General features: G+C 71.0%; 13 protein-coding genes. 1 reads left to right on the top strand and 12 read right to left on the bottom strand.

The window, feature by feature from the left end; genetic code table 11:
* Nucleotides 1-145 precede the first annotated feature (145 nt).
* The 10 genes from ACN20J_RS38905 to ACN20J_RS38860 form a co-directional block, all read right to left on the bottom strand.
* On the bottom strand, nucleotides 146-1,549 hold the full coding sequence (locus ACN20J_RS38905) for an MBL fold metallo-hydrolase (RefSeq protein ID WP_419667717.1): 1,404 nt from the start codon (nucleotides 1,547-1,549) through the stop codon (nucleotides 146-148).
* A gap of 156 nt (nucleotides 1,550-1,705) precedes the next feature.
* Nucleotides 1,706-2,359, bottom strand: a complete 654-nt coding sequence (locus ACN20J_RS38900) for a sigma-70 family RNA polymerase sigma factor (RefSeq protein ID WP_190227087.1) — start codon at nucleotides 2,357-2,359, stop codon at nucleotides 1,706-1,708.
* A 187-nt stretch (nucleotides 2,360-2,546) separates the two neighbouring features.
* Nucleotides 2,547-3,296, bottom strand: coding sequence for a hypothetical protein (locus ACN20J_RS38895; protein ID WP_190227086.1), 750 nt, complete (start codon nucleotides 3,294-3,296; stop codon nucleotides 2,547-2,549).
* 40 nt (nucleotides 3,297-3,336) lie between these two features.
* The gene (locus ACN20J_RS38890) at nucleotides 3,337-3,876 is read right to left on the bottom strand and encodes a copper chaperone PCu(A)C (RefSeq protein ID WP_419667716.1); all 540 of its coding nucleotides are present in this window, start codon (nucleotides 3,874-3,876) and stop codon (nucleotides 3,337-3,339) included.
* Nucleotides 3,873-6,140 carry a heavy metal translocating P-type ATPase gene (locus ACN20J_RS38885; protein ID WP_419667715.1) on the bottom strand — a complete coding sequence of 756 codons (2,268 nt, stop codon included), beginning with the start codon at nucleotides 6,138-6,140 and terminating at the stop codon, nucleotides 3,873-3,875. The genes ACN20J_RS38890 and ACN20J_RS38885 overlap by 4 nt, the downstream gene beginning before the upstream one ends.
* Entirely contained in the window at nucleotides 6,137-6,385 is a 249-nt protein-coding gene (locus tag ACN20J_RS38880; RefSeq protein WP_190227083.1) for a hypothetical protein, read from the bottom strand. The genes ACN20J_RS38885 and ACN20J_RS38880 overlap by 4 nt, the downstream gene beginning before the upstream one ends.
* A gap of 185 nt (nucleotides 6,386-6,570) precedes the next feature.
* The gene (locus ACN20J_RS38875; RefSeq protein WP_419667714.1) at nucleotides 6,571-7,179 is read right to left on the bottom strand and encodes a hypothetical protein; all 609 of its coding nucleotides are present in this window, start codon (nucleotides 7,177-7,179) and stop codon (nucleotides 6,571-6,573) included.
* Nucleotides 7,176-7,952, bottom strand: a complete 777-nt coding sequence (locus ACN20J_RS38870; protein WP_419667713.1) for a carbohydrate ABC transporter permease — start codon at nucleotides 7,950-7,952, stop codon at nucleotides 7,176-7,178. Before ACN20J_RS38870 ends, ACN20J_RS38875 begins: the two co-directional genes overlap by 4 nt.
* 85 nt (nucleotides 7,953-8,037) lie before the next feature.
* Nucleotides 8,038-8,979: a carbohydrate ABC transporter permease gene (locus ACN20J_RS38865; protein WP_190227080.1), complete on the bottom strand. Its 942-nt coding sequence runs from the start codon at nucleotides 8,977-8,979 to the stop codon at nucleotides 8,038-8,040.
* Nucleotides 8,976-10,307, bottom strand: coding sequence for an ABC transporter substrate-binding protein (locus tag ACN20J_RS38860; RefSeq protein ID WP_419667712.1), 1,332 nt, complete (start codon nucleotides 10,305-10,307; stop codon nucleotides 8,976-8,978). The genes ACN20J_RS38865 and ACN20J_RS38860 overlap by 4 nt, the downstream gene beginning before the upstream one ends.
* 66 nt (nucleotides 10,308-10,373) lie before the next feature.
* Here ACN20J_RS38860 and ACN20J_RS38855 point away from each other — a divergent pair, with 66 nt between their 5' ends.
* Nucleotides 10,374-11,843 carry a Gfo/Idh/MocA family protein gene (locus tag ACN20J_RS38855; RefSeq protein WP_190227078.1) on the top strand — a complete coding sequence of 490 codons (1,470 nt, stop codon included), beginning with the start codon at nucleotides 10,374-10,376 and terminating at the stop codon, nucleotides 11,841-11,843.
* 268 nt (nucleotides 11,844-12,111) lie between these two features.
* On the opposite strand, the gene ACN20J_RS38850 is transcribed toward ACN20J_RS38855, so the two are convergent.
* The gene (locus ACN20J_RS38850; protein WP_419667711.1) at nucleotides 12,112-14,253 is read right to left on the bottom strand and encodes a xanthine dehydrogenase family protein molybdopterin-binding subunit; all 2,142 of its coding nucleotides are present in this window, start codon (nucleotides 14,251-14,253) and stop codon (nucleotides 12,112-12,114) included.
* Nucleotides 14,253-15,227 (bottom strand): FAD binding domain-containing protein, encoded by a 975-nt coding sequence (locus tag ACN20J_RS38845; protein ID WP_189840765.1) that lies wholly within the window; start codon nucleotides 15,225-15,227, stop codon nucleotides 14,253-14,255. The genes ACN20J_RS38850 and ACN20J_RS38845 overlap by 1 nt, the downstream gene beginning before the upstream one ends.
* Nucleotides 15,228-15,231 lie beyond the last annotated feature (4 nt).

Here is a 15,231-nt window from a genome sequence, read left to right as displayed (position 1 = left end):
GTGGCGGGGGGGGGACGATGCCGCGCGAGGGCTCGGGCCGATTCCAGGTCAGGACCGAACCCGGGTGAGGGTCGATTCCGGGCGACGGCCGATCCCGGACCAGGGCCGATCCCAGGTGAGGGCAGACCCTCGTACCGATGTGCGTTCAGGCGGTCCGGACGGTGAGGCCGGACTTCTCCGCCGCGGTGAACGCGTCGTCCACAGCGACGACTTCACGGCCCGCCGCGTCCAGCAGGGAGGCGGCGATCGCGGCGCGCATGCCGCCCGCGCAGTGCACCCACACCTCGCCCGCAGGAATCTCGTCGAGCCGCCCGTGAAGGGCGTGGACCGGGATGTGGACCGAGCCCTCAATGAAGCCGCCGGCACGTTCGGACGACCGCCGGACGTCCAGTACGACGAGGCCGTCACCGGGGTGCCGAGCGGCGCGGCCAGCTGGATCAGCGAGGTCGGCGCGACTGGCGAGGTCGGCGAACGTGGCCCGGCGGAAGGCCGCCAGAGGCTCGCCCTCGCGCACCCACGCCGACGGTTCACCGGTTGCCGCGGCGGCCGGGCGGTCGACGCCGACCCGGACCAACTCGCGCTGGGCGGCTGCCAGTTGCCCGGCCGATTCGGCGAGCAGTGTCACCGGCCTGCCCCAGGGGATCAACCAGGCCAGATAGATGGCCAGTTGACCCTCGGCCTCGAAGTTGAACGAGCCCGCGACATGCCCTTCGGCGAACGCGACCCGGTTGCGCAGATCGACCACCCACTCCCCCGCGGCCAGCCGGGCGGCGATCTCATCGGCGTCGGCCACGGCCGGTGGAGTGAGGTCGACGGGCGCGGGCCCCGCGGCGTTGGCCGGACCCATGTGCGCGTAGTAGGCGGGGACTTCGTCCAGCCCCGCCAGCAGGTCGGCGACGAAGGTGTCCGCGTCCCGGGTGAGCGCCTCGTTGGCCGACTTTTCCTTGCCGATGGTGGTGGCACCGCCCTCGGCCCGGCCGGCGGAGCAGAAGCTGCCGAAGCCATGGGTGGGCAACACCGCTGTCTCGTCGGGGAGTTCGTCCGCGAGCCGACGGGCGGAGGCGTGCTGAGCGCGGGCGAGGTCCTCGGTAAGGCGCGGCTCGACGAGGTCGGGGCGCCCGACCGTGCCGATCAGCAGCGACCCACCAGTGAAGACGGCGACCGCCGACCCGCCCTCCTCCAGCACGTAGGAGGTGTGGTGCGGAGTATGGCCGGGGGTCGCGAGCGCACGCAGGGTCAGACCTGCATCGGCGTCGAAGACCGTGCTGTCCCCGTCGCGCACCGGTGTCCGCTCGAAGGAGACTCGGGCTCCGGCCGGAACGAGGTACGCCGCGCCCGTGAGCCGGGCCAGCTCCGGACCGCCGGTGACGTAGTCGTTGTGCACATGTGTCTCGACCACATGCGATATCCGTACGCCTCGCCGGGCCGCCGCCGCGATCACCCGGTCGACGTCACGCGGCGGGTCGACCACCACGGCCTCCCGCCCGCCGCCCGCCAGGTAGCTGCGGTTGCCGAGCCCCGCCACCTCGATGGTGTCAACGAAGAACACGTCGGGCACTCCTTCCGAACGGAAATTACCCCCCGGGGTATATGAGGGACACTAGCATGTACCCCCGGGGGTATTTGAAAGCTGTTCGAAAGGCCTTCGAAAGACCGAGGAAGAGGCCGCGGAAGAGGTCGAGGAAGAGGTCGAGGAACGGGCGGGTCAGGCAGCCCGGTCGCGCGGCTCGAACGCCGGATCCGCGTGCCCTCGTGCGGCCGGCGCGTCGGCCTCGGCGAGCAGGTTTACGAGGGTGGCACGGGCGCGGGCCACCCGGGAACGGACGGTTCCGACGGGGCAGTCGCTGAGCTCGGCGGCCTCGGCGTACGGCAGCCCCATCAGCTGGGTGAGCACGAACGCCTCACGCCGCTCGTCGGGCAGCGCGGCCAGCAGATCGAGGAGCGCGACCCCGTCGTCGAAGCCGGGCAGACCGTGCGGCTGGGCGTGTTCGACCGCCAGCCGCCAGTCCTGTACGTCGGAAAGGCGCGGCCGGGCTGCGGCGTACCGGAAGCTGTCGATCACCGCGCGGCGCGCGATGGACAGCAGCCACGTACGGGCCGAACAACGCCCCTCGAACCGGTGCAGGCTGCCGAGCGCCCGCAGGAACGTGTCCTGGGCGAGGTCGTCGGCGGCCTGGGGGTCGGCGGAGAGATGGGCGACATAGCGCACGACGTCGCGGTGCAGGGCGCGGACGAAACGCTCGACGGCGTCCGGGTCGCCGCCACGGGCGGCCAGCGCCCAGGCGGTTATCGACTCGTCGCTTCTGTCGTGCGAAGCGGGCAGGGCTGGAGTGATCACCAGTGGTCCTTCTCGGGTCATCCGGGATCCGGACCGAGGGCGCGCGTGAGTACGTGCACACGTGGGCCATGGGCGCGTGGGCGCGTTGGTTCCGCGTGGGCGCGTTGACGGTTGGCGCATCGGTCCGGCGCGTGGGGTGCGGCCGGCCGTACGGGTGGGTACGGCCGGTGCCCGAGGCGCGGGGAGGCGCCTCGGGGATCCGGCTGTCTCAGGCGACAGCGGTCCCGACGGGCGGACCCCGTGAAGTGATCGCGTGGACGAGAAGGAGCCGCCTCGGCGAGCGGTCCGGGGAGCGGCGGGGAACGCGGACGCGCGGCCGGTGCGGCGGTGCGGGCCTGGCGTGCAACAGCAGCCGCAGCGGTGCGGCGAGTCGGCCGGCCACGGCCCGCAGGATGCGAAAGGCCGCGCGCTCGCCGTACGCGAGCCACAGACCGCAGAGCAGCGCGGCCAGCAGATGGGCGGCGAGCATGCCGAGCGACGACATGCCGTCCATGTCGTGCGCCTGGTGGCCCATATGTCCGGGACCCATGTGCCCCACGTCCATGGCGTCCGTGGAACCCGTGTGCGTGGACCCCATGGGTGCGGAGCCCATGTGTCCGGAATCCATGCGCGCAGAGCCCATGGGCGCGGAAGCCATGTCGCGCCCGGCGGAGCCCATCGGCGTGGAGCCCCTGTCGACCGAACTCCGGCCCACCGGCGGCCCGGCCGACTGGGCGAGCGAGAACCCGGTGTGGAGCAGCCCCTGGGCGACGACCACCACGGTCACGATCAGCGGCAGTCCGCGTTCACGGGCGGCCAGGCACCAGCCCGCGCCGCCCGTAACGACACCCCCGGCGGCCATCGTCCACCACGGCACCGGGGAGCCGGACATCATCACGTGCCCGAGGGCGGCGAGCACCACGCAGACGGCCGCGAACACCGCGGCCCGTACCGTGCGTATCCCCCACCCCGCGGTCATGACAGGCCTCGTCCTCGGCCTCGCATCCGCAGGCCGGTCGTCACGGTGAAGCACGTACGTCGCCCGGGCTGACCACGATCGCCTCCACCGTGACCGGCCCGCTGCGCCGGAAGTGCAGCGTGAACGGGACCGGATCGCCGAGTTCCCACCGCGCGCCCGCCCGCAGGATCACATCGAGGCCGTGCGGGGACATGGTGAGGCTGCCGTGGGCGGGGACGGACGCCGAGTCAACCGGGTCCCGGTACGCGGCGGCGCCGCCGCCCGTGGTGCGGTGACGCCCGAGCGTGACCTCACCGCCGACGCCGGGCGACTCGACGCGGACGAGCCGGTCGTCCGCGTCCCCGGAGTTGGTGATCCGGAAGAACGCGGCGGTGTCCCGGGTGTCGCCGTACGGCAGGAATACGCGTCCGGCGGTGACCTCGATCCGCGCCGGGTCGCCCGCTCGGCCGGTGGCGACCCAGGTGGTCAGGGCTCCGAGCGCGACGCTGCACGCGGCGACGGGCGCGAGCGCGGTGAGCAGGGTGTCGGTGAGGCGGCGCCGGGTCGGACGCCACGGATGCGGGTCGGTCGTCCGCGTCATCGTGTGAGGCTCCGGGTTCGCGTCGGCTGCCAGGCGCGCAGCCGCAGGCTGTTGCCGACCACGAGCAGCGAACTCACCGACATGGCCGCCGCGGCCACCATCGGATTGAGCAGTCCCACCATGGCGAGCGGCACGGTCACGGCGTTGTAGCCGAAGGCCCACAGGAGGTTGACCCTGATGGTGCCGAGGGTGCGCCGGGCGAGTCGTACGGCGTCTCCCAGGGCCTCGATGTCACCGCGAACGAGCGTCACGTCGGCGGCTCCGATGGCCGCGTCCGTCCCGCTCCCCATGGCGATCCCCAGGTCGGCACCGGCCAGCGCGGCGGCGTCGTTCACCCCGTCGCCGACAACCGCGACCCGTAGGCCCTCCTCTCTCAACTCCCGTACGAGGGCAGCCTTTTCCTCGGGCGTGCAGCGGGCGTGCACCTCCTCGATGCCGAGCGCGGACGCGACGGCCCGGGCCGGGGCCTCCCGGTCCCCGGTGGCGAGCACCGGCCGCACCCCCAGCCTCCGGAGCCGGTCGACCGCCCGGTAGCTCCCGGGCCGCACGACATCACCGATCTCGATCAGCGCCTCGGGCACACCGTCCACCAGGGCGACGACGGGCGTGTACGCGGCGGCCTCCGCCACCGACAGCGCGTCCGCGAGTGCCGGGGGCAACTCGTCGTCCGGCGCGAGGACTTCGACCAGCCTGCCTTCGACCCGGCCCCGGACACCGCGGCCCGCCTCGGCGCTGAACTCCCCCACGTCCGGCAACGGCCGCTCGGGAACGGCTCGTTGTGCGTACGAGACGATCGCGCGCCCCAGCGGATGCTCGGAACCCTGCTCCACCGCACCGGCCAGCCGCAGCACCGTCTCCCGCCCGAGTCCGCCGGGCACGACGGTGACCCGGGCGACGCTCATGTGGCCGGAGGTGAGGGTGCCGGTCTTGTCGAGTACGACCGTGTCGATGTGCTGGAGCGACTCCAGGGCCTGCGGTCCGCCGACCAGGACGCCCAGTTGGGCGCCGCGCCCGGTGGCGGCCATGAGCGCGGTCGGTGTCGCCAGACCCAGCGCACACGGACAGGCCACGACCAGTACCGCCACACACGCGGTGACCGCCGCCTGCGGATCGGCCCCGGCACCGAGCCAGAACCCGAGCACGGTCACGGCGAGCGCCAGCACCACCGGCACGAACACCCCGGCCACCGCGTCGGCCAGCCGCTGAGCCCGCGCCTTGCCAGCCTGAGCATCCGTCACCAGCTTCGTAATACGGGCGAGTTGCGTGTCAGCGCCGACCGCCGTGGCCCGTACGAGCAGCAGCCCGCCGGCGTTGACGGCCCCGCCCACCACCGCCGAGCCCGGGCCGACCTCGACCGGCTCGCTCTCGCCGGTGACCAGGGACAGATCCACGGCGGAACTGCCCTCCGTCACCTCCCCGTCGGTGGCGACCCGCTCCCCGGGACGTACGACGAAGACGTGCCCGGTCCTCAACTGCTCAACGGGCACCAGCCGTTCAGTGCCACCCTCGCGTACCGAGACCTCCTTGGCGCCGAGTTGGGCGAGCGACCGCAGTGCGGCCCCCGTCCCGTGCCGGGCCCGTGCCTCCAGGAAACGCCCGGCCAGCACGAACAGCGGTACTCCCACGGCCGCTTCGAGATAGATGTGCGCGGTGCCCTCCGACGCCGAGGGCAGCAGGCTGAACGGCATCCGCATCCCGGGCTCGCCCGCGCCGCCGAGGAACAGCGCGTACGCCGACCAGGAGAAGGACGCGAGCACGCCCAGGGAGACCAGCGTGTCCATGGTCGCCGTCGAGTGTCGCAGCCCGCGCAACGCCCGTACGTGAAACGGCCAGGAGCTCCACACCGCGACCGGGGCGGCCAGCACGAAGCACAGCCACTGCCAGTTGCGGAACTGCCAGGCGGGCACCATCGACAGGACGAGCACCGGCACCGCGAGCAGCGCCGTGATCATCAGCCGCTCTCGCTCCCGCCGGGCGTCCACGGACTCGGACTCGGGCTCGTCCTCGTCCCCGCCTTCCGGCTGCTCGGGAGGAGCGGGGAGGGTGGCCGTATAGCCGGCCTTCTCGACCGTGGCGACGAGTTCCTCGGGAGGGACATGGGCGGGATGGCTCACCCGGGCCCGCCCGGTGGCCAGGTTGACGGTCGCGGTGACGCCGTCCAGCTTGGCGAGCTTCTTCTCGACACGGTTCACGCAGGCCGCGCAGGTCATCCCGCCGACGGTCAGGTCGGTCGTCACGACGACGGCCACCGGTTCGGCACTCATCGGCCGTCGCTCCCGTGCGTGTCTCCCATGTCCATGTCCATGCCGCCCCCGCCGCCGTCTTCGCCGCCACCGCCCCCGTCTCCGTCACGGCTCGTGCCGGTCTCGTGCATGCCCGGCGCCACGGGACCGACGGCGGCACCGGCCGCGTACGACGCCACGAACATGAGCGCGAGCAGCAGCAGGAAGCCGCACAGCGCGGGCGGGGGCACCAGCTTCCGCAGCGCCGCGACCGCGACCGCGGCCACGCCAGCGCCCGCGTCTGTACCTGTGCCCGCGCCGGCACTCTCACTCGCACCCGCGCTCGGGGAGGATTGTCGGGGCTCGCCCATTCCGGTTCTCCAGATCGCACGGCGTCGGCCGGTCCGGGCCGTGACGGTCCAGAAGTCGGGCGCGCGCCCCTGTGAGTTCCGGCGCGGCCCTGTGGCGTACGTCACTCGGGCAGTGCTGTCGTCCCTCCTGGCCGGTGCTGCATCCGTACGTCGACCGCCGTGAGCGCCAGCGCCAGCGGTCCCGGCGCCAGGAACGCCAGCGGCAGCATCATCCACGCGCACAACACGGCCGCCGCGACGGCGAGCACGCTGCCGCCCACGTCCCGTACGGAGTCCCGGGCGGCCCCGGTCACGGCCGCCCGCCAGTCGGTGAGCGACTCGGGGCGCCCGCAGGCGCGAAGGCCCACGACGGCCGCGTACGCACCGATGGCGGCGGCGACGATCGCGAACAGTGGGGCACCCGGCAGTCCGGCGCGGGCCAGCGCGAGGTCCGCCCAGAGCAGCAGGGCGCCGGCCAGGGACAGCGCCCCGGCTGCGAGGTCCCCGACGCGCAGGCGTCGCCGTAGCATCGCCAAGTACCGCCCCGCCGTGGCCGGTTGGTCCTCGCGGGCGCCGCGCAGGACCGCGCACGCCGTGGAGAGTGCCGCCGGGATGGTGACGACCGGCAGCGACACGAGGGCGGTACAGACGCCGACGCTCAGGACGTCCGCGAACAGCGTCATGCGCGGACCGAAGATCTCGCCCGTCTCGCGGGCCTGTCCGGCGCTCATCCCTTGATCCCGGAGTTCGCCATGCCCTCGACCAGGAACCGCTGGAAGGCGAGGAAGAACAGGACGATCGGGAGGAGGGCGATCACCGACATGGCGAACATCGGACCGAACGCGGACTGGCTGGACGCGTCCACGAACGACCTGAGCGCCAGCGTGAGCGTGAACTTCTCCGGCGAGAAGAGGTAGATCAGCTGGGTGAAGAAGTCGTTCCAGGTCCAGATGAAGGTGAAGATCGCGGTGGTGATGAGTGCCGGACGGGTCAGCGGGAGGATCACCAGGAAGAAGCTCCTGAACGGGCCGCAGCCGTCGATCCGCGCCGCCTCCTCCAGTTCGCGCGGCAGCCCGCGCATGAACTGCACGATGAGGAAGACGAAAAAGGCCTCCGTGGCAAGGAACTTGGGCAGGATCAGCGGCCAGTAGGTGTTCACCATGCCGAGCTGGTTGAAGATGATGTACTGCGGGATCAGCACGGCGTGGTGCGGCAGCATGATCGTCGCGATCATGAACGCGAAGAGCGGGCCGCGGAAGCGGAATCGCAGCCGGGCGAAGGCGTACGCGGCCAGTGAGCAGCTCAGTACGTTCCCGACGACCGCGCCGCCCGCGATGAACAGCGAGTTGCCGAGCAGCTGCCACACGGAGACGTCGTTCACGCCGTCGAGGGCGGTCGTGTAGTTGGACCATTCCAGGCTGCTGGGCAGCAGGTCGAGGCTGGCGATGACCTCGTCGGCGGGCTTGAGCGAGGTCGCGAGCAGCCAGGCCAGCGGGTACAGCATCACGAGCAGCGCGGCCAGGCAGCCGAGGTGCAGGGCGACGCGGCGCCAGGCAACGGGCTTGCGTACACGACGACGGTTGAGGTGGTCATCGGTCCCCCTCGGACGCGTAGAAGACCCAGGAGCGCGAGGTCCGGAACAGCACGGCGGTGACCGCGCCGATGACGAGGAGCAGGGTCCAGGCCATCGCGGAGGCGTAGCCCATGTGGGAGGCGACGAAGCCGCGGTCGTAGAGGTAGAGGGTGTAGAAGAGCGTCGAGTCGGCGGGGCCGCCCTTGCCCGCGCTCACCGCGAACGCCGGAGTGAAGACCTGGAAGGCCTGGATGGTCTGGAGCACCAGGTTGAAGAAGATCACCGGGGAGAGCATGGGGACGGTGATGGACAGGAACTGGCGCCAGCGGCTCGCCCCGTCCACGGCCGCCGCCTCGTACAGCTCCGTGGGGATCTGCTGGAGTCCGGCGAGGAAGATGACCATGGGGGCGCCGAACTGCCACACCGTCAGCAGGGCGACCGTGAAGAGTGCCCAGCCGGGCTTGTTGACCCAGCCACCGGTGCCGAGGAGGTTGTCGACCGTACCGCCGTCGTTGAAGATGGCCCGCCACACAAGGGCGATGGACATCGAGGTGCCGAGCAGCGAGGGCGCGTAGAAGGCGGAGCGGTAGAAGCCCTTGCCGCGCCTCATGCTCTTCAGGGCGAGCGCCACGACGAGGGCCAGGCCCAGTTGCAGGGGGACGGCGATGACCACGTACGTCAGGGTCGCGACCACCGAGCGCCAGTAGCGCGGGTCCTCGGTGAACATCTGCGTGTAGTTGCGCAGGCCCACCCACTGGGGCGGGTTGAACAAGTCGTAGTCCGTGAAGGAGAGATAGAGCGAGACGGCCATCGGGAGCAGGGTCAGTACGGCGGCGCCCAGGACCCACGGGGAGAGGAACACCCAGGCGGCGCCCTCGCGTTGGCGCTTTCCGGGTCGCTTCGGTGGTGCGGAGGGCTTCCCTGTGCGGGCGGCCGCCGGTATCTCGGTAGTGGTCATGACCTCAGCTCCGCCTTCGCCTCGGTGATGTAGTCCTCGGCCGCCTCGCGGGGCGACAGCCGCTCGTACGACACCTGGTCGTAGTCCCGCTGGAAGGTGGTCTGCAGGGCGCTGTCTCCCGAAGGGGGCGCCTGGGGCGGGGCGTTGAGCTTGCCTTCGAAGGGCGCCTGGTACTCGTAGATGGTCTTGTCGAAGTCCTTCAGGTCCGAGGAGATCTCGTCGCGGATCGACTCGTTGACCGGGATGCCGCGGCTCGCGCCGACGATCTTCGCCGCCTCCCTGTCGTTGAGCATGAAGTCGACGAGCTGGGCGGATTCCTTGGGGTGGCCCGTGTCGGCGGCGACGCCCATGAACATGGAGGGCTTGAAGTACTGGCCGGGCGTACCGTCCTCGTTCGACGGCATGGGGGCGAGCGAGATCCCGTCCGGGACGAGGACGAGGTAACCGCTCGCCGGGGCGTCCCAGTTCATCTCGGAGACGGCCGTGCCGCGGCCCAGCGGGGTGTTCTCGACCGACCCGTCGAGCTGTGTCGTCTGCTCGGCGGACGAGACCGCGCCCTCGCGCCGCAGCTTGTCGGTGAACGTCCACCAGCGTGTGAGGTCGTCGGCGGTGAAGCCGAGGCGATTGTCCTCCGTGTAGAGGGACTTGCCCTGGCCGCGCAGCCAGATCTCGAAGGCGTCCTCGCTCTGCCCGGGGTCGGTGCCGCCGGGCTCGCCGGTCTTCTCGGCCAGCTCGCGCATGGCGTCGGCCCAGTCGGTCCAGGTCCAGCCCTGCTCGGGCGGTTCGAGTCCGGCGGCCTTCCACTTCGTGGTGTCGTACACCATCGTCTCGGTGCCGCGGCCCTGCGGGATGGCGTACAGCTTTCCGTCCACCTTGCCGGTGGCCAGCAGACCCGGCTCGAACTCCCCCGTCTTGAGGACGGACCGCTGCTCGCCGAGGTCGAGGAGGACACCGCCGGACGCGTACTGGTCGATCATCCGGTAGTCGAGCTGCATCACGTCGGGGGCGTCACCGCCGGCCGCCTGCGTGGCGAGCTTCTGCTTGTACGGTTCGTATCCGGCGAAGGAGGTTTGCACCTCTATGCCCGGATGTTTCTTCTCGAAGAGGTCGACGGCCTCCTGGGTTCGGGCCGCCCTGTCCGGGTTGCCCCACCAGGTGTAGCGCAGCGAGACCGTGCCGCCCGCGCTGGTCGACTCGCCCGTGTCCGAGCAGCCGGCGAGCGCCGCCGCCGTCGCGCAAAGCGCCAGGACCGCCGCCGCCGTGCGGGACGGCCGGGACTTGGCGGTCCTGCGGGGCGGCCAGGACTTCCTTGTCCTGTTTCCGGGCATGAGTGGGTCACCTCTTTCGCTAGAAAGCGCTTCCACCCCCCTGATGCGACCCTAGGGAAGGTCCTGATGTCAGAACAAGACCCGTGCATCGCTTCTGTCGCGACCGGCTCTTCCGGCTCGTCCGCCGCGTCCGTCGCGACCGGCTCTTTCGCCTCGTCCGCCGTTTCCGCCTCGTCCACCGCTTCCGCCTCGTCCGTCGCGGGGAGGCGTCGTCGTTGTGCCGTGGTGGGGCTGGGGGCCCGGGCGCGGATGTTCACCGAGGCGCTCACCGGGCCGTACTCGGACCGGATCGAGTTGGTGGGTTTCTGTGACGTCAATGCCCGTCGTATGGCCGTCCACAACGGGTGGATCGCGACCGATCATCCCGGGCGGGGGCCCGTGCCCGCTTACGCCGCCGAGGACTTCGAGGTGATGCTGCGGCGCGAGCGGGTGGATCTCGTTGTGGTGTGCAGTGTCGACCGCACCCATGACGACTACATCGTGCGGGCGCTGGAGGCGGGGTGCGACGTCGTCACGGAGAAGCCGATGACCACGGACGCCGACAAGGCCCGCCGCATTCTCGATGCTCGGCGGCGGAGCGGGGGTGATGTGCGGGTGGCCTTCAACTACCGCTACAACCCGGTGCATTCGGCCGTACGTGAAGTCATCGCGGCCGGGGAGATCGGTGAGGTCGGGTCGGTGCACTTCGAGTGGCTGCTCGATCTGCGGCACGGTGCCGACTACTTCCGGCGCTGGCACCGGGACAAGGCCAACTCCGGCGGGCTGATGGTGCACAAGGCCACACATCACTTCGACCTGGTCAACTGGTGGTTGGGTACGGAGCCGGAGACCGTGTTCGCGCAGGGCGGGCTGTTCTTCTACGGCGAGGAGGCCGGGAAGCGGCGGGGGCTTGCCCGGCCCTATGCCCGGGCTCATGGGTCTGCCGCTGCGGAGGGCGATCCGTTTGCGGTGCGGCTTGCGGACTCGGACGTGCTGCGTGCGCTCTACCTGGAGGCGGAGGCCGAGGACGGGTATCACCGGGACCAGAACGTGTTCGGGTCCGGGGTGAGCATCGAGGACGACATGGCTGTGCTGGTGCGGTACGCGTCCGGGGCGTCCCTGACGTATCACTTGACCGCCTACTCCCCCTGGGAGGGGTATCGCGTCGCCTTCAACGGGAGCGAGGGGCGGCTGGAGTTGTTGGTGGAGGAGTCGACGTGGACGCGGCCCGATGTACGCGACGACGGGGCGAGTCCTGTCATGCATGGGTCGGCTGTCGGGGACGACGCCGGGCGTACGGAGTTGTTGTTGCGGCGGTTCTGGGAGCGGCCTCGTGAGGTGAAGGTCGGGGGCGGGGAGGGTGCCGCCGAGGGCGGGCATGGGGGTGGGGATGTGCGGATGCTGGCCGATCTGTTCGGGCCCCGGTCCGGTGGGGATGCCTTGGGGCGGGCGGCCGACGCGGTTGACGGGGCGCGGTCTTTGGTCACCGGGCTGGCCGCCAATGAGTCGTTCGAGACCGGGCTGCCTGTTCGGGTGCGGGATCTGTTGGACGTGTGAGCGGTGGATCAGGGTCGGGCGCTTCCGGTCCGGTGGGTGGCGGGGCGGGGGCGGGGCCGTGCCGGTGTGTCCGTTCGCGACCTCCGGGCGTACTGCCCTGAGTTTCGAGGTGAGGTTTCCAGCGGGAGCCGTACGTCGCGAACGTGACACACCGGCACGGCCCCGCCCCCGGGTGGGTTGGTGCGGCGGAGGGCTGCGCTGTAGGTACGGCCCTAGGTACGGCCCTTCACTGGTTCAGGCGGTTTCCATGTGCGTCAAAGTTGGTGGGTCAGAGTAGTGCTTCAGGACGGATCGGTAGGTCCGTCAGGCGTTTGCCCGTCGCGTTGAAGACCGCGTTGCCGATGGCGGGTGCCACCCCGACGATGGTGATCTCGCCGAGTCCCTTCACACCGATCGGGTCGGCCTGCGGGTCCTCGGTGTTGATGAAGGCGGCGTCGAGGTCGAGGACGTCCGCGTTCACTGGCACCAGATAGTCGGCGAGGCTCGCGTTGACGATGCGGCCGTCGCGGTGGTCGGTGACGGTGCCTTCGAGGAGGGCCATGCCGATGCCGCCGACCATGCCGCCGATGGCCTGGCTGTGGGCGAGCTTGGGGCTGATCACCCGTCCTACGTCGTATGCCGCGAAGATCCGTCGTACGCGGACGAGGCCGAGGAGGGGGTCGACGGAGACCTCGGCGAAGACGGCACCGTAGCCGTAGGTGGAGATCCTTGAATCGGCGTCGCCCGGGCCCCAGTTGCCGGTGATGTCGAGGCTGGGCAGGCCGGCTCGGCGCAGGATGTCCCGGTAGGTGTCGCGAGCACCGGATGTCTCCAGTTGGCCGTCGCGCACCTGCACGTCCGCCGGATTCGCGCCGTGGAGAGGGGAGTTGGGGTCCGCCACCGCCCTGCGGATGAACTCCGCCTTCAGCGCGTTGCAGGTGGTGTGCGCGGCCGAGCCCACGCTCGCCATGGTGCAGGCCGCCGCGTGCAGGGGTGCGGTGGGGTAGCTGGAGTCGCCCAGCCGGACGGTGACCGCCGAGGCGGGCAGTCCCAGGGCGTCCGCGGCGACCTGCATGACCGAGGTGGTGGTGCCGGGGCCCATGTCCGCGGAGGCCGCGAAGACTTCGGCGGTGCCGTCGGCGTGGATCCGGGCCCTTGCGCTGGAGTCGCGTCGGTTGTTGTGATAGCTCGCGGTGGCCATCCCCATGCCGATGAGCAGGTCGCCTTCAGTGCGCGAACCCGGCTTGGCGCGCCTGCGGGACCAGCCGAAGCGGCGTGCGCCCGTCTGGTAGCACTCGCGTAGCTTCCGGGTGGAGAAGGGGAGTTGGGAGACCTCGTCCTGGGTCGGCTCGTTGCGCAGCCGCAACTCGACCGGATCCACGGCCAGTTCGTGCGCGAGCTGGTCCATCGCCGTTTCCAGGGCGAAGTTGCCGAGCACCACGCCTGGGCCTCGCATGGAGGCCGGAGAGTGGACGTCGATGGGCGTGATCCGGTAAGCGGTACTGGTGTTGGGGACGCCGTAGAGGAACTTCGGCAGGTCGGTCAGGCCGTCCGTGTAGGTCCGGTAGCGCGCGTTCTCGATACGGACCTCGTAGACGAGAGCGCTGACGCGCCCGGCCGCAGTGCTGCCGAGGGCCATCCGGTGCCGACTGGCCGGCCGGAACCCGGTGCCGTAATAGAACTGACGCCTGGTCAGCACCACCTTGACGGGCCGGTTGACCTCACGCGCGGCGAACGCGGCCAGGACGACGTGGTCGTAGGTCTGGATTCCGCTGCCGAAGCCTCCGCCCAGGAACTCGTTGTGCACGCGTACGTCGGTGACGGCGATGCCGAGCGCGCCGGCCACCGTGCGCGCGGCGCCCTGTGACCACTGGGTCTTGTCCCAGAGTGTCAGCCGTCCGTCCTGCCACCGGGCGATGGTCGAGGGCAGTTCGATGGGGTTGTGGTTCTCGCGGGCGCTGGTGAGTTCCAGGTCCACCTTCACCTGCGCCGAAGCCAGCGCGCCCGCCGGGTCGCCTCGGCTGTAGTCGGGCTCGTCCTCGGGTGTCTGCGAGGGGATGTCAGGGTCGTCGAAGTCGGTTACCGCGTCCTGCCGTTCGTATGTCGCCTCGACCAGCGAGGCGCCATGGGTCGCCGCCTCCAGGGTCTCCGCGACGACGACCGCGATGGGCTGGCCGTAGAAGGCGAGTCGGTCGACCGGGTGAGCCAGCTGCAGCTTGCCGAAGTCGGTCAGGACCCGCAGGACGCCCGGGTGGCCGAGCGCCGCGTCCACCGAGATCCGGCTCACCGTGCCGCGGGCCACCGTGCCGTTGACGATCACGCCGTACAACAAGCCCTCGATGCGGTGCTCGGCCGAGTAGGTGGCCGTGCCGGTCACCTTGCGGCGGGCGTCGACGCGGGAGAGCGGCTGCCCGACGGCGGTCGTCGCCATCACTGTCCTCCGATCGTCATGAGCTGGCGGCGCACTGTCCGTTCGACCAGCCTCACCTTGAAGGCGTTCTCCGACAGCGGTACGGCGCCCTCGGCCGCGTGGGCCGCGGCAGCCGTCCACGTCCGGCGCCCCGGCCGCTTGCCGACGAGCTCCTGCTCCACCTTGGGCAGCCGCCACGGCACGGTCCCCACACCGCCGACGGCCACCCTGGCGCCCCGCACCACGCCGCCCCTGATGTCCAGCGCCACCGCCGCGGACGCGAGGGCGAACTCGTACGACTGTCGGTCGCGGACCTTCAGATAGCCCGAGCGGCGGGTGTGCGCTCCCGCGGGGACGGTGAGGGAGGTGATGAGTTCGCCGGACCTGAGCGAGTGTTCCTTCTGCGGTGTGTCTCCGGGGCGGAGGAAGAAGTCCTGGACCGGGATGGAGCGGGTGCCGTCGAGGCTCCGTACGTGGATCACCGCGTCCAGCGCCACGAGGGCAACTGCCAGGTCGGAGGGGTGAGTTGCCACGCAGTGGGAGCTTGTCCCCAGGATCGCCTGCATACGGTTGTCTCCGTGCCGGGCGTCGCAGCCCGAGCCCGGGTCACGGCGGTTGCACGCGGAGTGGACGTCCCGGAAGTACGGACAGCGGGGCCGCTGCATGATGTTGCCCCCGATGGAGGCCATGTTGCGCAGCTGGGCCGAGGCGCCGAGTTCGAGGGCCTGTGAGAGGAGCGGGTAGGTGTCGCGCACCTCCGGATGCGCGGCGAGCTCGCTCATCCGGACCAGGGAACCGACGTGCAGCCCTTGTCGGGTGACGGTGATGTCCTTGTACGGCAGCGCGTTGATGTCGACCACGTGCGCGGGGCGCTCGACGGTCTCCCGCATGAGGTCGATCAGTGTGGTCCCGCCTGCGATGTAACGGCCGTCGCGGGCACCGGCGTTGAGCGCGGCGGTGATGGTGGAGGCGCGGCTGAAGGCGAAGGGATGCATGCGG

The organism is Streptomyces sp. 2-1, assembly GCF_048564895.1.
Taxonomy (GTDB): Bacteria; Actinomycetota; Actinomycetes; order Streptomycetales; family Streptomycetaceae; genus Streptomyces; species Streptomyces phaeochromogenes.
This window is presented reverse-complemented; position numbering and strand designations above follow the sequence as displayed.